21 protein-coding genes are annotated in these 19,337 nt (G+C 53.4%); 9 read left to right on the forward strand and 12 right to left on the reverse strand.

Annotated features, from left to right (window positions below; genetic code table 11):
- Positions 1–12: 12 nt before the first annotated feature.
- Positions 13–654: an orotate phosphoribosyltransferase gene (gene pyrE, locus QMZ65_RS19650; RefSeq protein ID WP_034823839.1), complete on the forward strand. Its 642-nt coding sequence runs from the start codon at positions 13–15 to the stop codon at positions 652–654.
- 95 nt (positions 655–749) lie between these two features.
- Here the strand turns inward: pyrE and slmA are convergent, their stop codons facing one another.
- The 3 genes from slmA to coaBC all read right to left on the reverse strand — a co-directional run bounded on the left by slmA (position 750) and on the right by coaBC (position 3,118).
- Positions 750–1,346, reverse strand: a complete 597-nt coding sequence (slmA, locus tag QMZ65_RS19655) for a nucleoid occlusion factor SlmA (protein ID WP_097119650.1) — start codon at positions 1,344–1,346, stop codon at positions 750–752.
- A gap of 115 nt (positions 1,347–1,461) precedes the next feature.
- Positions 1,462–1,920, reverse strand: a complete 459-nt coding sequence (dut, locus tag QMZ65_RS19660) for a dUTP diphosphatase (protein ID WP_283216534.1) — start codon at positions 1,918–1,920, stop codon at positions 1,462–1,464.
- Positions 1,898–3,118 carry a bifunctional phosphopantothenoylcysteine decarboxylase/phosphopantothenate--cysteine ligase CoaBC gene (gene coaBC, locus QMZ65_RS19665; protein WP_283216535.1) on the reverse strand — a complete coding sequence of 407 codons (1,221 nt, stop codon included), beginning with the start codon at positions 3,116–3,118 and terminating at the stop codon, positions 1,898–1,900. The genes dut and coaBC overlap by 23 nt, the downstream gene beginning before the upstream one ends.
- 189 nt (positions 3,119–3,307) lie before the next feature.
- Here coaBC and radC point away from each other — a divergent pair, with 189 nt between their 5' ends.
- From radC to mutM, 4 genes are all read left to right on the forward strand, one after another.
- Positions 3,308–3,964, forward strand: coding sequence for a RadC family protein (radC, locus tag QMZ65_RS19670; RefSeq protein ID WP_160834194.1), 657 nt, complete (start codon positions 3,308–3,310; stop codon positions 3,962–3,964).
- Between the two features lie 243 nt (positions 3,965–4,207).
- Positions 4,208–4,444 carry a 50S ribosomal protein L28 gene (gene rpmB, locus QMZ65_RS19675; protein WP_007885297.1) on the forward strand — a complete coding sequence of 79 codons (237 nt, stop codon included), beginning with the start codon at positions 4,208–4,210 and terminating at the stop codon, positions 4,442–4,444.
- An 18-nt stretch (positions 4,445–4,462) separates the two neighbouring features.
- The gene (rpmG, locus tag QMZ65_RS19680; RefSeq protein WP_001051798.1) at positions 4,463–4,630 is read left to right on the forward strand and encodes a 50S ribosomal protein L33; all 168 of its coding nucleotides are present in this window, start codon (positions 4,463–4,465) and stop codon (positions 4,628–4,630) included.
- A 70-nt stretch (positions 4,631–4,700) separates the two neighbouring features.
- A complete protein-coding gene (gene mutM / locus QMZ65_RS19685) occupies positions 4,701–5,510 on the forward strand; it encodes a bifunctional DNA-formamidopyrimidine glycosylase/DNA-(apurinic or apyrimidinic site) lyase (RefSeq protein WP_034823825.1) in 810 nt (269 codons plus the stop codon).
- On the opposite strand, the gene coaD is transcribed toward mutM, so the two are convergent.
- The 6 genes from coaD to QMZ65_RS19715 form a co-directional block, all read right to left on the reverse strand.
- Positions 5,511–5,996 (reverse strand): pantetheine-phosphate adenylyltransferase, encoded by a 486-nt coding sequence (gene coaD / locus QMZ65_RS19690; RefSeq protein WP_097119655.1) that lies wholly within the window; start codon positions 5,994–5,996, stop codon positions 5,511–5,513. It abuts the gene before it with no gap.
- Positions 5,993–6,769, reverse strand: coding sequence for a glycosyltransferase family 2 protein (locus QMZ65_RS19695; RefSeq protein WP_097119656.1), 777 nt, complete (start codon positions 6,767–6,769; stop codon positions 5,993–5,995). Before QMZ65_RS19695 ends, coaD begins: the two co-directional genes overlap by 4 nt.
- A gap of 3 nt (positions 6,770–6,772) precedes the next feature.
- Positions 6,773–8,047, reverse strand: coding sequence for a lipid IV(A) 3-deoxy-D-manno-octulosonic acid transferase (gene waaA, locus QMZ65_RS19700; protein ID WP_097119657.1), 1,275 nt, complete (start codon positions 8,045–8,047; stop codon positions 6,773–6,775).
- A gap of 85 nt (positions 8,048–8,132) precedes the next feature.
- Positions 8,133–9,266 carry a glycosyltransferase family 4 protein gene (locus QMZ65_RS19705; RefSeq protein WP_097119658.1) on the reverse strand — a complete coding sequence of 378 codons (1,134 nt, stop codon included), beginning with the start codon at positions 9,264–9,266 and terminating at the stop codon, positions 8,133–8,135.
- The gene (rfaQ, locus tag QMZ65_RS19710) at positions 9,259–10,335 is read right to left on the reverse strand and encodes a putative lipopolysaccharide heptosyltransferase III (RefSeq protein ID WP_283216536.1); all 1,077 of its coding nucleotides are present in this window, start codon (positions 10,333–10,335) and stop codon (positions 9,259–9,261) included. Before rfaQ ends, QMZ65_RS19705 begins: the two co-directional genes overlap by 8 nt.
- Positions 10,336–10,408: 73 nt before the next feature.
- Complete coding sequence (locus tag QMZ65_RS19715) at positions 10,409–11,398, reverse strand: glycosyltransferase (RefSeq protein ID WP_283216537.1); 990 nt, start codon at positions 11,396–11,398, stop codon at positions 10,409–10,411.
- A 177-nt stretch (positions 11,399–11,575) separates the two neighbouring features.
- Between QMZ65_RS19715 and QMZ65_RS19720 the strand changes: the two genes are divergently transcribed.
- The gene (locus QMZ65_RS19720; RefSeq protein WP_283216538.1) at positions 11,576–12,607 is read left to right on the forward strand and encodes a glycosyltransferase family 9 protein; all 1,032 of its coding nucleotides are present in this window, start codon (positions 11,576–11,578) and stop codon (positions 12,605–12,607) included.
- Positions 12,608–12,609: 2 nt separating this feature from the next.
- Here QMZ65_RS19720 and QMZ65_RS19725 read toward each other — a convergent pair whose 3' ends face one another.
- Positions 12,610–13,572: a polysaccharide deacetylase family protein gene (locus QMZ65_RS19725; protein WP_097119661.1), complete on the reverse strand. Its 963-nt coding sequence runs from the start codon at positions 13,570–13,572 to the stop codon at positions 12,610–12,612.
- Positions 13,573–13,758: 186 nt separating this feature from the next.
- On the opposite strand from QMZ65_RS19725, the gene QMZ65_RS19730 reads away from it, so the two are divergent.
- Positions 13,759–14,841: a glycosyltransferase gene (locus tag QMZ65_RS19730; RefSeq protein WP_283216551.1), complete on the forward strand. Its 1,083-nt coding sequence runs from the start codon at positions 13,759–13,761 to the stop codon at positions 14,839–14,841.
- A gap of 35 nt (positions 14,842–14,876) precedes the next feature.
- Here the strand turns inward: QMZ65_RS19730 and tdh are convergent, their stop codons facing one another.
- Together tdh and QMZ65_RS19740 are read right to left on the reverse strand one after the other, a co-directional pair.
- Positions 14,877–15,905, reverse strand: a complete 1,029-nt coding sequence (tdh, locus tag QMZ65_RS19735) for an L-threonine 3-dehydrogenase (RefSeq protein ID WP_283216539.1) — start codon at positions 15,903–15,905, stop codon at positions 14,877–14,879.
- Entirely contained in the window at positions 15,902–17,110 is a 1,209-nt protein-coding gene (locus tag QMZ65_RS19740; protein WP_160834190.1) for a glycine C-acetyltransferase, read from the reverse strand. The genes tdh and QMZ65_RS19740 overlap by 4 nt, the downstream gene beginning before the upstream one ends.
- A 231-nt stretch (positions 17,111–17,341) precedes the next feature.
- Between QMZ65_RS19740 and rfaD the strand changes: the two genes are divergently transcribed.
- Positions 17,342–18,274: an ADP-glyceromanno-heptose 6-epimerase gene (rfaD, locus tag QMZ65_RS19745; protein WP_045815712.1), complete on the forward strand. Its 933-nt coding sequence runs from the start codon at positions 17,342–17,344 to the stop codon at positions 18,272–18,274.
- A 17-nt stretch (positions 18,275–18,291) separates the two neighbouring features.
- Positions 18,292–19,335 carry an ADP-heptose--LPS heptosyltransferase RfaF gene (gene rfaF, locus QMZ65_RS19750; protein ID WP_097119665.1) on the forward strand — a complete coding sequence of 348 codons (1,044 nt, stop codon included), beginning with the start codon at positions 18,292–18,294 and terminating at the stop codon, positions 19,333–19,335.
- Positions 19,336–19,337: the final 2 nt, after the last annotated feature.

Here is a 19,337-nt window from a genome sequence, read left to right on the forward strand (position 1 = left end):
GAGGAGTGAGAAATGAAAGCCTGGCAGCGTCAGTTTATTGAATTCGCCCTGAACAAAGGGGTGCTGAAGTTTGGTGAGTTCACCCTGAAATCGGGTCGTAAAAGCCCATACTTCTTTAATGCCGGTTTATTCAATACCGGCCGTGACTTAGCGCTGCTGGGACGTTTCTATGCGCAGGCGCTGGTGGATGGCGGCGTTGATTTTGATCTGCTGTTTGGCCCGGCCTACAAAGGGATTCCGATTGCCACCACCACGGCCGTCGCACTGGCCGATCATCATGATCGCGATGTGCCTTATTGCTTCAACCGTAAAGAAGCCAAGGACCACGGTGAAGGCGGCTTGCTGGTCGGTAGCCCGCTGCAGGGTAAGGTGATGCTGGTGGATGATGTGATCACCGCGGGTACCGCCATTCGTGAATCGATGGATATCATCAGCGCGCACAATGCCACATTGGCGGGCGTCATGATTTCGCTGGATCGCCAGGAGCGCGGCCGTGGTGATATCTCCGCCATACAGGAAGTGGAACGTGACTATCAGTGCAAAGTCACAGCGATCATTACGCTGGCGGAACTGATTGATTATCTGGAAGAGAAGCCGGAAATGGCAGACCATCTGGCGAAAGTGCGGGCGTATCGTAAAGAGTACGGTATTTAACACTGCGGCTTTATCACGGCCGCCATCGCTGGCGACCGGATGATGGACTAAGGCGTTTTATCGCGCGCCCAATCATGGGCGCGCCTGATGAATCGCTACACTAACTGTGCCGCAATCAGTGGCCAGCGGCTGTCAAAATCAGTGGTTGGGCGATAGCGGAATTCAGATCGCACATAGCGGGAAAGCAACCCTTCGCAGAACGCCAGCAACTGGCTCGCCAGCAGCGTTTCATCAGTCTGGAAGCCTTCCCCATCACGCATTTTCTTTTCTCGCATCACCTGACGCAGCTGCACCTCAATGCGTTCGAACAACTGATTGATACGCCCTTGCAGGCGATCCTGTTCAAACATCAGCGCGTGGCCAGTCAAAATGCGTGTCAGCCCCGGATTACGCTCACCAAATCCCAGAATCAGCTGCACGATTAAACGCAGTCGTGCGAGTGTTTCTTTCTCATCTTTCAGGATTAGATTGATGCGGGTAATCAGACTGTCTTCAATAAACTCGATCAGGCTGTCGAACATACGCGTTTTGCTCGGGAAGTGGCGGTAGAGTGCCGCTTCCGAAACGCCTACATTGGCTGCCAGCTTGGCGGTGGTGATTCGCTGACTGCCATCGCCCGACTCCAGCATTTGCGCTAGCGCCTGCAAAATCTCTTCGCGACGATTCCGTTTCGCGGCTTTTTTTTCTGCCATGACCTTCAAGACCCCTGAAATTCACCAAAAACAGGCAATACTGCCTCGTCAGCCACAAGCAGTTTGGCCCGTAGCGACGAGAGATAAAAAGATGGCTTGCGAAAAGTGTCGCGTGTTACTGACGACCAGAGTGGCCAAAACCGCCGGCGCCGCGATCGCTGGTGTCAAAATCTTCCACCAGGTTGAATTCGGCTTGTACCACCGGAACAAAGACCAGTTGTGCCAAACGGTCGCCAGGCTGCAGCGTAAAGCTATCCTGACCACGGTTCCAGACGGAGACCATCAGTTGGCCCTGATAATCGGAGTCGATTAAGCCCACCAGGTTGCCCAGCACGATTCCATGCTTATGGCCCAGACCTGAGCGGGGCAAAATCACAGCGGCCAGCGCAGGGTCAGCAATGTGAATCGCCAGACCAGTTGGCACCAGCGTGGTCATGCCTGGGGAGATCTCCAGTGCACCATCAAGGCAAGCACGCAGATCGAGACCCGCAGAACCCGAGGTGGCATAAGTTGGCAGTGGGAATTCGTTACCCACGCGCGCATCCAGAACTTTAACGTCGATTTTTTTCATCATAACGGCTGACAATCTCGTCTATTAATTGTTGGCCAAGGAGCGTCTTATCACTGAGCGGTAAGACTTTTTCTCCTTCCTGCCAAAAAAGGTGAAGAGCATTGGTGTCGCTATTGAATCCCTGTCCTGCCTGCGCCACATCGTTCGCGCAGATCAGATCCAGATTTTTTCGCACCCGTTTTTGCCGCGCGTATTCTTCCACATTCTGGGTTTCGGCAGCAAATCCCACCACATAAGGGCGATGTTTCTGTAATGCCGCTACGCCTGCGACAATATCCGGGTTCTTCACCAACTGCAGCGTGACGTCATCATCGCCACCCTGTTTTTTGATTTTCTCTGCGGCAATGTTTGCCGCCCGGTAGTCTGCCACGGCAGCGCTGGCAATGAAAATATGTTGTTGGCTGATTTGCGCCATCACCGCCGCTTCCATTTCCAGTGCACTCCCCACATCAACGCGCGTGACGCCAGCGGGCGTAGGCAGTGTGACCGGGCCCGCCACCAGTGTCACCGTTGCGCCACGTTTTGCGGCGGCGGCGGCAATGGCGAATCCCATTTTACCGGAGCTGTGATTGCTAATGTAACGAACCGGGTCCAGCGCCTCACGGGTTGGGCCCGCGGTGATCATAATGTTGAGATGTTGCAGATCGTTGACGGGCGCGGCCCACTCCAGCGCATGAGCGACAATTGCCAGCGGATCAAGCATGCGGCCGGGACCTACATCGCCGCAGGCCTGGCTGCCGCTGTCCGGCCCCCAAATCAGAACGCCTCGCTGATCCAGACGCTGAAGATTCTCCTGGGTGATAGACGCACGGTACATCTGCTGATTCATGGCCGGCACGATCGCCAGAGGTGCTGCGCTGGCGAGGCAGGCGGTTGTCACCAAATCGTTAGCCATCCCTGCCGTGATGCGTGCAATCAAATCGGCGGTCGCGGGGGCCAGTACAATCAGATCAGCCCATTTCGCCAGCTCGATATGGCCCATAGCGGCTTCAGCGGCAGGGTCGAGTAAATCATCCAGCACCGGATATCCGGAAACGGCTTGTAAGCTGAGCGGAGTGATAAAGGCTTTCGCTGCATCAGTCATCATGACACGCACCTCTGCGCCACGATCGCGCAGACGACGAACCAACTCGGGTGTTTTATAAGCAGCAATACCGCCGCTGACGCCGAGCAGAATTTTTTTTCCGGCTAATCCCGTCATGTTCTTTGCCTCAACTCAAAACGGATTGCCGCTGTGATGCGGCAGATGCAGGCAACTTTATCACAAAATCCATCGACCGCCTTTTCACGGCCTGCGCCCTTTGCGAGATGGCTCTGAAATCGCGACCGGCTTGCTGGTATGCCTCCTGGCAAATACGCACAATTGCCTTGCCCCAGGAAGGAGAATGTCATGACGGAACTGGCCCCACGAGAAAAACTGGCCATCACAGGCGCAGAATCATTGAGCGATGCAGAACTGTTAGCGATTTTTTTGCGCACCGGCAGCCACGGTATTCCGGTGATGGCGCTGGCGCGACAAATGCTTAACGAGTTTGGCTCGCTATATCGCATCATGACCGCAAATGAAACAGAACTGAGCGTGATTAAAGGCGTAGGCACGGCCAAAATTACCCAACTGCATGCAGTGGCTGAACTGGGGCGACGTTTTTTCGCCAGTCAGCTGGCGCGAGAAAATGTGATGGAGAATCCACAGGTGACAAGGCATTACTTGCAAAGCGTGCTGGCGCATCAGGAGCGAGAGGTTTTTATGGCGCTATTCCTGGATAATCAGCATCGGGTTTTGCAGGCGCAAAAGATGTTTACCGGCAGTATTGCCAGTGTCGAAGTGCATCCACGTGAAATTGTGCGCGAAGCGTTAAAACTCAACGCGGCCGCCGTGATTTTGGCGCATAATCATCCTTCCGGCATAGCCGAGCCCAGTCGCGCCGATCGTGATATTACCGGTAAAGTCGGGCAGGCTTGCGCGCTGCTGAATATTCGCTTACTTGATCATTTGGTGATCGGTCACGGCGAGTATACCTCCTTCGCTGAGCGCGGTTGGCTGTAAAATAACCATCCGATTGCGCAGAAATGATGCATTTTCGCGCGATCCATCGGGATCTTTATTTGTTCGGGACTTGAGCACTTGGGCTGAGCGGCGTATACTACGCCACCTTTGAGAATCTCGGGTTTGGCGTTTGGGCCAGCTTAGCGGGTTCACATGGAACTCGCTTGGGCGGGCTAAGGCCTGACGAGGCGGCCAAAACCTAGTTTTTAAAGCTCGAGCTGATTTGATTTTTGGAGAATAGAAATGTCACGAGTCTGCCAGGTAACTGGAAAGCGTCCGGTAACGGGTAACAACCGTTCCCACGCAATGAACGCGACGAAACGCCGTTTCCTGCCGAACCTGCACTCTCACCGTTTCTGGGTTGAGAGCGAAAAGCGCTTCGTTACTCTGCGTGTATCTGCTAAAGGTATGCGTGTTATTGATAAAAAGGGCATTGATACGGTTCTGACCGAAATCCGCGCCCGTGGTGAGAAGTACTAAGTACTAAGGAATTGAATCATGGCTAAAGGTATTCGTGAGAAGATCAAGCTGGTTTCCTCTGCTGGTACAGGTCACTTCTATACCACCACGAAGAACAAACGTACTAAACCAGAGAAACTGGAACTGAAAAAGTTCGATCCGGTTGTACGTCAGCACGTGATCTACAAAGAAGCCAAAATTAAGTAATTTTGGTGTTCTTGCGAAAAACCCGGCTTCGGCCGGGTTTTTTGTTTCTGCGATTTGTTGAGGAGATGACATGCCTGAATTACCAGAGGTAGAAACCAGCCGACGTGGTATTGAGCCACATATGGTGGGCGCAACGATTTTGCATGCGATTGTGCGTAATTCACGCCTGCGCTGGCCGGTCTCGCACGAAATTCATGCGCTGAGCGACCAACCAGTGTTGAGCGTGCAACGGCGCGCAAAATACCTGCTGCTGGAATTACCCCACGGCTGGATCATCATTCACCTCGGCATGTCTGGCAGTTTACGCATGTTACCGGGTGAGCAACCCGCGGCTAAGCACGACCACGTCGATTTGGTGATGAGTAACGGCAAGGTGCTGCGTTACACCGACCCACGTCGCTTTGGTGCATGGCTGTGGGCCTCTGAGCTTGAAGGCAGCAGCGTACTGGCACATCTCGGTCCTGAACCGCTCAGCAGCGAATTCGATGGTGCTTATCTGTTTGAGAAGTCACGTGGAAAGCGCACGGTCATTAAACAGTGGCTGATGGATAACAAAGTGGTGGTTGGCGTGGGCAACATTTATGCCAGTGAATCACTGTTTACCGCCGGGATCTTACCCGATCGATCGGCGATGAGTTTGAGTCGTGATGAAGCGGAGTTGATGGTGGCGACAATCAAGGCCGTATTGCTGCGTTCGATTGAGCAGGGTGGCACCACGCTGCGTGATTTTCTGCAAACCGATGGCAAGCCCGGCTACTTTGCCCAGGAATTGCAGGTGTACGGTCGGGCGGGCGAACCCTGCCGAGCCTGCGGTACGCCAATCGTCAGCGGCAAACATGGCCAGCGCAGCACCTTCTGGTGCCCTCGCTGCCAGCATTAATCAGGGCTGCGCCAGTTTTGTCAGCAATGCCTGATGCACCACGGCAGGCAGAAATGCCTGCACATCACCTTTATGACGCGCCACTTCCTTCACCAGCGATGATGACACGAATGAGAATCCTTCGGACGGCATCAGAAACACGCTCTCCAGTGTAGGTAGCAAATGACGGTTCATCTGTGCCAGCTGCAGTTCATATTCGAAATCTGACACCGCACGCAGTCCTCGCACCAGCACATTGGCATTTTGCGCTTTGGCGAAGTTCGCCATCAAATCGCTAAAACCCAGCACCTCAACATTGGCTAAGTGCTGAGTGGCCTGCCGTGCCAAATCCACGCGCTCATCGAGTGTAAACAGCGGCTTTTTGCTGGGGCTGGCGGCAATAGCAACCACGATGCGATCAAACATCTGCGCCGCGCGCGTCACAATATCCACATGGCCCAACGTGATGGGATCGAACGTGCCGGGATAAATCGCTTTGGTGCTCATACGCGACCTTGTGTTGAGGTGTGATGCAGCGCCCAGAGCGCTGAGTATTTGTTAAAGGTGTATTGCGCGTTGACGACGGCCAGAATCCAGCCCTGCTTGCCGTCGAGGAATCCGGCGCGCAGCAGCAACGTCTTAAGGAATGCGCCTAACGTGTGGCTGAAAATCGAGAAGATGCCACAACGCTTGCCTCGCTGAAAACGTTCTTGCGCCCAGGCTTCGGCATAATTCATCTGTTTACGTTGGAAAGCAATCAAATCGCGGCAGGTGAGATGCTGGAGATCGCCTGGTAACGTCACCACCGGTGCGCCCTGAGTTTCCAGCGATTCGTGCACCAGATTGTCATTGTAATTGAGTACGCGAGGATAGAGGCGCATCACGCGATCCGGATACCAGCCACTATGGCGCATAAAGCGGCCAAGGAACAAATTGCTGCGTCCCAGGCAATAAACAGTATCAGAGGGTGGTTGCTCCAGTACGTTTTCAATCGCGCGGCGTAACTCGGGCGTGACACGCTCATCGGCATCCAGCATCAGAATCATATCGCCGCTTGCATGCGCTTGTGCACGCTGGCGCTGCTTGCCGAAGCCCGCCCAGCCTTCAGCCTGATGCACCTGCGCGCCGTGCGCGCGGGCCACTGCTACGGTGTTATCCTGGCTGCCTGAATCCAGCAGCACAATCTCATCTGCCCAGCTCACTGAGGCCAGCGCCTCCGGCAGCAATTCAGCTTCGTTTTTGGCGATCATCACCACGGAAAGACGTTGGCGTTGTGGCATGCGTTAATGAGCTCGTGGCGGCAAATGTGGTTCGAGTAACTGTAGCAGACGCTGCAATGCGCCCTGATTTTGATGCAGCACTTCGACTGCGTGGCGGCCGTAATAGCGGCGGTAATCATCATCCTGCAGCAGATTGGCCACCTGTTTCTCCAGCGAAACCACGTCCGTGACGGTGATCAGGCCTTCAGCCTGCTGCAATTTGGCGCAGATATCTTTGAAGTTCCAGATATGCGGACCCATCAGCACTGGAATGGCATGCGCAGCGGGTTCCAGCGGATTATGACCACCGCGTTCTACCAGACTGCCGCCGACAAAGGCGATATCCGCAATGCCGTAAAGCAGCATCAATTCACCCATGGTGTCGCCAATCACCACCTGCGTTGCACCAGACGGAATTTCACCGCTGCTGCGCAGAGTGAAACTGAAACCGCGCTTTTGCGTCAGCTCGCAGGCATCTTTGAAACGTTCAGGATGGCGTGGCACCAGAATCAGCAACAGATCGGGAAATTGCTGCAACAGGCGACGATGCGCATCAAGGATGATGGTCTCTTCACCCTCATGTGTACTGGTGGCGATCCACACCGGGCGGCGCGATGCCCATTGACGGCGCAACGTGACCGCACGGGCCGCCAATTCCGGCGTTACAGAGATATCAAATTTCAGGCTACCGGTGACGGCGAGATGCGTACGCTTGAGGCCCAGGCTCAGGAAACGCTCAGCATCCTCGTTGTTCTGCGCCGCAATCAGCGTAATACGCTGCAGCAAATCGCGCATAAAGCCACCGAGCTTTTTATAGCCTTTGGCCGAGCGCTCTGACAGACGGGCATTGGCAATGACCAGCGGAATTTGGCGCTGGTGCAGAATACGGATGATGTTCGGCCACAACTCGGTCTCCATGATGATCACCAGACGAGGTTCAACGGTATCAAGGAAACGGTTAATCGAACCGGGCAAATCATAGGGCAGATAGACATGATGCACATCTTTACCAAACGCGGACTGAGCGCGTTCGGAACCGGTTGGCGTCATGGTAGTCACGGTGATCGGCAGAGTAGGATAGCGATGGCGCAATGCGCGTACCAGCGGCACGGCGGCCAGTGTTTCACCCACAGAAACCGAATGCAGCACAATGCCGTGCGGTTCAACTTTTCCCACACAGTAGCCGTAGCGTTCTGACCAGCGTTTACGATAGGCCGGTGCTTTTCGACCGCGCAGCCACAGGCGCAGCCAGATCAGTGGCTGTATTAAATAGAGCAGGGCTGTGTATAGAGTTGTCATAGTTATCGTTACGACAGATTCGCGTCAAAAAACACATGAAAGGCGGCATGTTATCAGAAACTGACCGCCTGCTCATACCACTTCGTCAGCTGGTCTTCAGCACCTGCTGATAGAGTGAAGTCAGGGACTGCGCCAGCCGCTGTGGACCAAAAGGTTCGATTCTGCGGCGTGCGGCTTCACCCATGGCAGAATTCTGCGAAAGTGCAGGTGTGGCGACAATGGCGTCATTTAATGCCTTGATATCTAATGCATCACAAACGAAGCCTTCCTGACCGGCTTGAATAAATTCTGCGCCGCCACAGCCGGTGCTGGTAATCACGGCCAAACCGCAGGCCATCGCTTCAAGCACCACATTCGGAAAAGGATCATAAAGCGTGGGCAACAGTAAGGCGTCAGCGGCGTGATAATAGGGCTGCACATCCTGCTGCACGCCAACAAAGCGCAAGCGATCAAGGCAATTAAGCTGGTTAGCCAGCTGCTGATAGCGTGAAAGTTGTTTGTCCTGGCCAACCACAACCAGATAGCGATCGCTGTGGGCGAGTGCTTCAATGGCGGCTTTCAAGCCTTTGCGCTCAAAGCCTGAACCCACGTAGATCATCACCGTGGCATCCTGTGGCAGCGTCAACTGCTGGCGTATGGCGTAGCGCTGAGCTTCAGTTGCTGGCTGGAAACGTTGGCTATCGATGGCGTTGTGAATGACATGGATTTTGCTGGCATCTAGCGTGAAATGACGCAAAATATCTTGCTTCACCATCTCTGAGTTACAGATCACCGCTTTCAGTGATGCTGCATTGAACATCTCTGCTTCAGCCTGCAGAACATAACGATGGTAAGGACTCAGGCTGGCGCTCAAGCGCTGCCAGGGTGAGACGATGCGCGCACGCTGTTCCAGCCATACGCGATGCACGCCATCACCGGCGCGGAAAATATCGCAGCCCGCAATGCGTTCGTGGCTCTGCACGATATCGAACTTCTCACGTTCCCAACATGCACGTGCCGCGTGGGCAAAACCGCGTTCGCGCGATACGCGTCCAAATTTGGCGGGATTGCAGATGTGCAGATGCCAGGCTGGATTGGGTGTGCCCTGCCAGCTGCGTGTGATGATATTCAGATCGAGCTGCTCGCTGTCCAGTGCTTCCAGCGCCCGCGAGATGAAACGCTCGGCACCGCCATCCGGACGATATTTCTGCCGGACAATCGCCAGGCGTAACTTAGTCATGCAAAAAACTCCTGGCGGCGGCCACCACATCATCCACCGGAATGGCTGAGAGATAGCGCTGTTCTGTTTTGGTATCGATGTCGTCTGGCGAAGGCAGCGGTGCATAATCACCGGCCCAGATCACGCGATTGTTTTCACCCCACGGACGCCAGTGTTGCAGTTTGGTGGGGCCAAACAGCGCGAGACAGGGCGTGTTGAGTGCGGCGGCCATGTGCATGGGGGCAGAATCCACCCCAATAAACAGTTGTGCGGCATCAATCAAGGCTGCCAGTTGCGGCAATGAAAGCTGCCCGGCAAGTGAAACCACATTCTGGCTGTGGCACAGCGACTGAATGTGGGCAATCATTGCTTGCTCTTTCTGGTCTGGGGCAGCGGTAAGAACCAGGGTATGGCCATCAGCGGCGAGCGTATCAATCAGCTGCGCGACCTTTTCATCTTCCCAGCATTTGAATACCCAACGCGATGTTGGCTGTAACACGATAAACGGCCCGCTGACCTTTTGCTGAACCAATGCATCCTGCACTTTCTGTTTATCTGCCGCACTAAAGTGCATTGAGGCTTTTGCACCTTCTGCGCTGATACCTAGCGGTTCAAGCGCCGCCATATTCTGCTCGACGGTGTGCAATTGATTATGTGTTTTTGTCGAAACCAGATAGTTATGGCACCAACGCCACAGAGCGTGATCACGTTTGGCGTAGGCAAAACCAATGCGCACCGGCGCAGCTGAAAAACGTGTGATAATCGCGCTGCGCCATTGATCGGCGAGGTTAATGACCACGTCATAATGGCAGGCACGTACAGCTGAAAGCAGCGCCATCTCATGGCGGAACTTCTGCCAGCCGCCCTCTTTTTTCCAGTTGCGGTCAATAATGTGCAACTGGCGAATAGCGGGGTGTGCTTCCAGCATCGGCCGCGTCTCTTTATACAACAGGACGTCGATGTTGGCGTTTGGATAGCGCTGGCGCAGCGCATTGATAGCGGGCGTGGTCAGCAGCATATCGCCGTGATGGCGCAGCTTGATCAGCAGAATATTTTTCGGTGCAAATTGGACTGGAATCGGGCTTGCCATACTCAAATGATCTCAAATTTCAGTGAGCTGATTGTAGGGCAAACCCCTATAGGGCGAAAGCCAGCCGCGACGCTTATTTGTTACGCCAGCGATAAATCCGACTCAGCCATAACAGCAGTTGATACCACTGCCGCGCGCCGCGTGCATTCCGCAGCATACGTTTATGGGTTTGCGTGGCAAACAGATCTGCAATCATCGCCTGCCGTGCGCTCTCTTCCGGTTCACGGCGAATGGAATGGCAGACGCTGAGCGCTTCACGCGTAATTTGATAATGGAATGCGGGATAGATTTTAACTTTATCGCGATAGCGTGCATTGATCTCTTCCAGCATCTGCGCGATTTTCAGGTAATGGCGTTGATACTCGACATTTCGTTGACCGGTGCGTTTGCGGTTGCTGATGGAGGCATCGTGCAGGTAGTAGCGGTAGAGCATTTGATCGGTGTAGCGCACGCGTCTGGCGTTGAACATGAACTCTGTGGTCCAGGGAATATCCTGATGATGTAACCCCGGTTCGAAAGTGAGATTGTTTTGTTCAATCAGTTCACGGCGATAAATACCCAGCCATACCACGTGCATGTATCGATGCGTCTGCAGTGCGGTGTTCAGCCATTCTGGGCCGCTCAATACATCGGTGCTGGTTAAGCGATCCAGAGGAATCAACGGTTTGGTCGTCTGGCTGGCTTTGAAAAACCACTCCGCATTACACTGCGCGGCATCGAGATCGTCTCGCTCGGCCATCTCAACCAGTATTTGATACATGGTTGGGCTCATGGTGTCGTCTGCATCCGGGAATGTGACGTACTTGCCTTTTGCGACGGCTAATCCGGCATTGCGTGCCCGTGAGACGCCACCATTAGCCTGGTGAATAACCCGCACCTGAGAATATTGATGCGTATAAGCCTCAGCTCGTTCGCCTGAACCATCGGTGGAACCATCATCGACAATGATGATCTCGAGATCTGTCAGCGACTGCGCCAGTAGAGACTGCATAAACGTCTCGAACATCGCGCCAGCGTTGAACATGGGTGTAATGATGGAAAGTGCGGGATTATCAAGCGACATTGTTATTTATGGTTTTATGAATTATTTACGATTTTATAACGTTAATTATTGCTAAGAAATTCAGAACTTTTTGGACATTAATGGTCAAAAGTAGTTAGCTCGCTGGCATTTTTGCGCTTTTAGGAACGGTTCTGGCCGGAATGTTTGGCATCAATCCTTTTTACCCTGGGCATCAGTATGAAAAACATCCTTGTTATCCGACGCGATAACATTGGCGATATGGTGTGTACCACTCCCTTGCTGGAAGGTTTGAAACGCACTTTTCCTGACGCAAAAATCACCCTGCTGGTTAATAAGATCGCTCAGGATGTGGTAAGCCATAATCCTCACGTTGATCGCCTTTACGTTTACAAAAAAGCTAAACATCGCAGCAAGAACGAAACCACGCTCGGTGTTTACTGGCAGCGCGTAAAAATCATGTTGGCACTGCGTAAAACGCGTTTTGATGCCACGATTTTGGCTAATCCGGTGCCGTGCAAATACAGCTTACGCCTGGCGAAAATGGCCGGCGCGCACAATATTATTGGCGCTGCTTTGCCCGACGTTCAGCTGGATCATCCGTTCCGTAAAAGCGATTTTCAAGGCAGCCATCAGGTCGAACATACCTTTTCTTATCTCTCTGCGTTGACTGACAGCCTGCCTGAAGTGCCATCTGTGAATCTTTATCTCGCCGATGCAGAACGTGAAACCGCGAAAGCGCGGGTTGCACAAAGCTTTGCTTCAGCAGGAAGGGTCTATGGTGTGCACATCAGCAGTCGCAGTCCTAAGCGTCGCTGGCCGATAGCCAGTTATGCGGCTTTTATCAATAAGCTGCTGGAAGATGAGCAGGCGCGTGTTCTGGTGTTTTGGTCACCGCAGGGCACGCTGGATCCTCACGACAAAGGCGATGCGGCCCGTGCTGATGAGTTGATGGCGTTGGTCAATTCATCACGCGTAGCGCGCTATCCCACCGCATCGGTGCGAGAAGTCATCGCAGGCTTTGATTGCTGCGAGCAAATTTTGTGTAGCGATGGGGGGCAGATGCATCTTGCCGCCGGGCTGCATAAAAAGCAGGTGGTGTTCTTTGGCGATACCAATGCGACGTTGTGGCATCCATGGTCGGGTGAGTACCAGATTATGCAGACCGATTCCGGAGAATGTCGTGATATCTCACCGGAAACGGTCTGGCAGGCATGGCAGAAACTTAACGTACGGACTGCTGTAGCTTAAAACTACTGCTGTAGCTTAAAACTGTCGTGATATTCCGACAGAGTCTGGCCAACGAAACGGGGCGCTAACCAACTGAAGAGCGCCTCTAGATCCTCATAAAGCTGTTCGATATCGCGTTCGTTTTTAAACGTTGGGCTGCCGTCTGGCATGAACTCAGAGCTGTGCAGCATAAATTCCGTGTAATTGTTCCCTTCTGCCAGCGACATTTCGACCACACGTTGCATATCCGCAAGATTACCGCCAGATGGACGCAACCAATGTACAGCAGGGCTTTTTTGCTTGCCGCGCAGTCGATACAGACTCTGTTTGAAGGTATTCATCAAAGGCGAGTATTTGTATTGAATACTCATAGGAATTTCGAGCAGTGAAGAGTTGCCGCTGCGTGAGATATCCTGCGGATCGATGAAATAAGGTTTGAACGGAAAATCTGTATAGTTTGTGCCGCCTTTACCCTGTGGTGCGCCGCGTGTGAAGGACCAGTTCACGCGCGGGGTAACGGAACAATCCACCTGATAGCCTAGTTCGGTGAGAATGGCGGCATAGCGTTCATCAAATGCCCAGCGCCCTGCACGATGGCTCAGCATTTTCGTCTGGAACTTTTCTTCCAACAGATCAGTCATATAAACGACTTTATCGCGCAGCACGGTATCCGGGTATTCGACCAGGAAAGGCTGCCAACGCCAGTCATCATCGGTGAGTGGCGCTTCTGGCGGACTGTTCCATGCATGCAGATGCATGCCAATCTCACCTTGTTTGCGCGCGATGACATCTTTGCCGAATTCCACGAAAGCAGGATCCATCGCCATTTCATAGTTGGTCAGCCAGGTGGGTTTAAAACCATAACGCTCGCACAGGTCCTGAAAACGTGGCAGATAGCCGGTATTTTCGGTGGTGATTGAACGGTGATTGCGCCAAAGGTTGTCGCCTTCAGTGTCAATGGTAATAAGGAACGCGTGCCGGGTCATGTTCGCCGCCTGAAGCCAATAAAATCGCAATGTTACGCTGAGCCATTCAGTGACGCAAAACTATTTGCCCGGGCAGGAAACAGGCGAAAAGCACGAAGGATCTGCGCTACTATCCTGGCCAGGACTGCAGGCAATCACATGTTATTTCATTCAGACAGGTAGAATATTTTGTCAAAACGCATACTCATGGTGATAGATGGATTGCCGGGCGGCGGCGCTGAAAAAGTGGTTCTGACGCTGGTCACCGGTATGCTGGCACAGGGGCACCGTGTATCACTGTTTTCCCTGCGACAAGTGTGCGAGTACCCCTTGCCGCAGGGAGTGGATTATCAGGTCATTCTGGACACCAATCGTCGACCCTGGCGCAAACTCACCGAGCTGAGTCGTCGAGCCCGTTTGCTGGACGAAGCAGTACAACAGGCGGAGAAAACGGCAGGTGAATTTGATCTTGTGGTGTCTCATCTGCACAAAACCGACCGTATCGTGCGTCGAAGTCGCGCGCTGGATGCGAAGAAAATCTGGTTCTGCCTGCATGGCGTGTTTTCAGCCTCCTATCTTGGGCATCGCACCGGATTATCACGCTGGTTAAAGGCGCGTAAAATCCAGCAGGTTTATCAGGGGCGTAACGTAGTCGGCGTTTCACCCGCCGTGCTGGAGGATTTGAAAGAGGCCTTTGCTGTGAAGCTCACAGGCGAAGCGGTAATTGGCAATCCGTTCGATATTGCACTGATTCGGCAGTTGGCAGCAGAGCCCGCCGAAGTGCCTGAGTCTGGTTTTCTGGTGCATATCGGGCGCTTCCACGAAACCAAACGGCATGACCGCCTGTTAAAGGCTTACGCATTAAGCAATATTCAGTTGCCGTTGGTGTTATTGGGGCAGGGACCGGCACAGCGTAAAGCCGCTTTAGAAGCCCAGGCACAAGCGTTAGGGATTGCCAATCGTGTTATTTTCCAGGGCTTTACACAAAATCCTTATGCATGGATCAGCCGGGCGGCAATGCTGATTGTCAGTTCGGATAGCGAGGGTTTTGGTAATGTGCTGATCGAAGCCATATTGTGTGGCACGCCTGTTGTCAGTACGCGTTGTCCGGGTGGCCCGATGTGGCTGTTGCAAGGTGATTTAGCGCGCGGCCTGGCAGATCTCAATCCTGAATCGCTGGCAACAGCAATGTGTGACATTTATCAGCACCCGCCGTTGTTAGCAGCGGATGCCTTTGCCGAATTTGATACGGCGGCAATCTGTCAGCAATATCTGGCGCTGATTAAGTGAAGCCATGGGAGGCCCAAAAGCCTCCCTGTGAATCCTTAATCCCAGCTCAATACCACTTTTCCTGAACGCCCGGATCGCATCTCGTCAAATCCCTGCTGGAATTCATCGATGTGGTAGCGATGTGTGATAATGGGCGTTAAATCGAGGCCGGATTGAATCAACGCTGCCATTTTGTACCAGGTTTCAAACATCTCGCGGCCATAGATGCCTTTGATGAACAGTCCTTTGAAGATCACCAGATTCCAATCGATCGCCATCTCGCCCGGCGGAATGCCCAGTAGGGCGATTCGCCCGCCATGGTTCATCACCTCCAGCAGGGTGCGAAATGCGGGAGGCGCGCCAGACATCTCCAGCCCGACATCGAAACCTTCGGTCATACCCAGCTCAGCCATCACATCGCGCAGATTTTCCTGCGCTACATTTACGGCGCGTGTCACGCCCATCTGGCGTGCCAGGCCAAGGCGATATTCATTGATATCGGTGATGACCACATTGCGTGCGCCCACATGTTTGCACACCGCTGCAGCCATAATACCAATAGGACCAGCACCAGAGATCAGCACGTCCTCGCCGACCAGATCAAACGAGAGCGCGGTATGCACGGCGTTGCCAAAGGGATCGAAAATCGCTGCCAGCTCGTCAGAGATATTGTCGGGAATCTTGAAAGCGTTAAATGCAGGGATGACCAGATACTCGGCGAAACAGCCCTGACGATTGACGCCGACACCCACGGTATTGCGGCACAAGTGAGTGCGACCGGCGCGGCAATTTCGGCAGTGACCGCAGGTGATATGACCTTCGCCGGACACACGATCGCCAAGGGTAAAGCCTCTTACCTCTTCGCCCATACCGACGACTTCGCCGACATATTCATGGCCAGTGATCATCGGAACGGGAATGGTTTTACGCGACCAATCATCCCAGTTGTAAATGTGAACATCGGTGCCGCAAATTGCAGTTTTACGAATTTTAATCAGCAGGTCGTTGTGACCAGGTTCCGGAATCGGCGCATCTTTCACCATCCAGATGCCTTCTTCAGCTCTTAACTTGGCTAGTGCTTTCATTTTGCGGCTCCTGCAATCACGCCCAACTGTTGACCAATGCGCGTAAAGGCGGCAACGGCATGTTCCAACTGTGCCTGCGTATGGCCTGCAGATATCTGAGTGCGAATGCGCGCCTGACCCTGCGGCACCACCGGGTAAAAGAAGCCGGTGACATAGATACCCTCTTTTTGCAGCAGGCTGGCAAACTGCTGAGCCACTTTTGCATCGCCAAGCATCACCGGGATGATGGCGTGGTCAGCACCCGCCAGCGTAAAGCCGGCTGCGGTCATCTTCTCGCGGAAGAATCGGGCGTTATCCCAAAGGCGCTGGCGTAACCCATCGCCTTCACTGAGCAGGTCTAACACCCGCAGCGAGGCGGCGACGATGGCAGGTGCCAGGGAGTTGGAAAATAGGTAAGGGCGTGAACGCTGGCGTAGCCATTCAACCACCTCTTTTTTCGCAGCCACATAGCCACCTGAAGCACCACCTAGCGCTTTGCCTAATGTGCCAGTCAGGATATCTACGCGATCCATTACGCCGCAGTATTCATGGGTGCCACGTCCAGCCGCTCCGACAAAACCGACTGCGTGGGAATCATCAACCATCACCAATGCGTCAAATTCGTCGGCCAAATCGCAAATGCCTTGCAGATTGGCAATCACGCCATCCATCGAGAACACACCGTCTGTGGCGATCAGAATATGGCGTGCACCTTTATCACGCGCTTCCTCTAACCGAGCACGTAACTCAGACATATTGTTGTTGGCATACCGATAGCGCTGGGCTTTACACAGGCGTACGCCATCGATAATTGAGGCATGATTGAGTGCATCAGAGATGATGGCATCTTCCGCACTGAGCAACGTTTCAAACAGACCGCCATTGGCATCGAAGCAAGAGGAAAACAGGATGGCATCTTCCATGCCGAGAAAGGCCGCCAGCTTTTGTTCCAACTGCTGATGAATATCTTGCGTGCCGCAGATAAAGCGCACGGATGCCATGCCGAAGCCGTGGGAATCCATGCCTTCTTTGGCGGCCTGAATAAGCGCGGGGTGATTCGCCAGACCGAGATAGTTGTTGGCGCAGAAGTTAATCACCGGAGGGCTATTAGCGACATGGATCTCAGCCTGCTGCGCCGACGTGATGGTACGTTCTTGTTTGAACAATCCATCGCTACGTGTTGTCACAAGCTGTTGACGGATTTGCGAATAAAACTGACTGGACATGATTCTGCTCCTCAGATAGCAAAATTTTGGAACATATTACTGATCAGGATGCATCGTGCCGACATTTCCGCCAGAGAAATCTTTGTTTTGCAGCATAGTTCACGCGATGGATGCAAATTGTGCAGCGGTTACGGAGTCATCTGGCTGCCTGTCTCGGGCTGAAATGTTATGATGTTAGGCATTCGTGCGTGAAACCTCCTGTTTCACCCCAACTCTTTAAAGGCAAAGCATATGATTATCGTAACCGGTGGCGCTGGCATGATTGGCAGCAACATTGTTAAAGCGCTGAACGATCGCGGTCTTACCGATATTCTGGTGGTGGATAATCTGAAAGATGGCACCAAATTCGTGAACCTCGCAGATCTGGATATCGCGGATTACATGGACAAAGAAGAGTTCCTCTCTTACATCATGTCCGGCGAAGATCTGGGTCCAATCGAAGCGGTGTTCCACGAAGGTGCCTGCTCGGCGACCACCGAGTGGGACGGCAAGTACATGATGGATAACAACTATCAGTACTCCAAAGACTTGCTGCATTTCTGCCTGGAACGTGAAATTCCTTTCCTGTACGCCTCATCCGCAGCCACCTACGGTGGGCGTAATGAAAACTTTATTGAAGAGCGCCAGTACGAGCAGCCGTTAAACGTTTATGGCTACTCAAAAATGCTGTTCGACCATTACGTGCGTCAGATTCTGCCAGAAGCCGATTCTCCGGTGTGTGGCTTCCGCTACTTCAACGTCTACGGCCCTCGCGAGGGTCACAAAGGCGGTATGGCGAGCGTGGCATTCCACCTCAACACGCAGATCAGCAACGGTGAAAATCCAAAACTGTTTGAAGGTAGCGACGACTTCCGCCGCGATTTCATCCATGTTGACGATGTCGTTGCAGTAAACCTGTGGTGCTGGGAAAACGGGGTATCTGGCATCTACAACTGTGGTACTGGCCGTGCAGAATCCTTCCAGGAAGTCGCCGATGCAGTACTGAAGTTCCATCAGCAAGGCCAGATTGAATACATCCCGTTCCCTGAGAAACTGAAAGGCCGCTATCAGGCATTCACTCAGGCGGACCTGACCAATCTGCGCGCAGCGGGTTATGACAAGCCATTTAAAACCGTTGCTCAGGGCGTGGGTGAATACATGACCTGGCTCAATCGTAAAGCATAAGGAAACCGGCACCAGCGATGAAAATTCTGGTCATTGGCCCTTCCTGGGTCGGCGATATGATGATGTCGCAAAGTCTCTATCGCACGCTCAAGGCTGAGCACCCGGATGCGGTCATTGATGTGATGGCGCCGGCCTGGTGCCGGCCACTGCTGTCACGGATGCCGGAAGTCAATCAGGCGCTGGCGATGCCACTGGGCCATGGCGCTTTGGCACTGGGTGAAAGGCGGCGTTTGGGCAAATCCCTTCAGGTCAGCAATTATGACCGTGCTTATGTGCTGCCAAATTCGTTCAAATCAGCGCTGGTGCCGTTCTTTGCAGGTATTAAGCGTCGTGTCGGCTGGCGTGGTGAGATGCGCTATGGCGTGTTGAACGATGTGCGTGTGCTGGATAAAGCCGCGTTTCCGCTGATGGTGGAGCGCTATGTTGCACTGGGCTACGACAAACCCATCGCCTCCGCACAACAGTTGCCGCAGCCCTTACTGTGGCCGCAGTTGCGTGTCGATGAAGATGAAAAGCGCATGACAGCAGCGCAATTTTCTTTGTCGGCCGATCGTCCTGCTATAGGGTTCTGCCCTGGCGCTGAATTTGGCCCAGCCAAGCGCTGGCCGCACTACCATTACGCGGCGCTTGCCGAGCAACTGATTGCCGAAGGGTACCAGGTGGTGTTGTTCGGTTCCGCAAAAGATCGCGAAACCGGTGACACTATTGTTCAGACGTTATCGGAATCAGCACGAGCGCACTGCAAAAATCTGGCCGGCGATACGCAATTAGAACAAGCGGTTATCTTAATTGCACATTGCGCGGCTATCGTCAGTAATGATTCCGGGTTGATGCACATTGCCGCCGCACTGAATCGTCCTTTGGTCGCCTTATATGGCCCAAGTAGCCCGGATTTCACTCCGCCGCTCTCTCATCAGGCACGCGTAATTCGTTTGATCTCTGGCTATCACAAAGTACGTAAAGGTGATGCCGAAGAGGGTTATCACCAAAGTCTCATTGATATTCAGCCTGCTCGAGTTCATCAGGAACTTAGCACGCTGCTGCATCCGGTGCAGGAGTAGCC

The sequence above is a fragment of the Pantoea sp. EABMAA-21 genome (assembly GCF_030053335.1).
Classification (GTDB): Bacteria; Pseudomonadota; Gammaproteobacteria; order Enterobacterales; family Enterobacteriaceae; genus Pantoea; species Pantoea communis.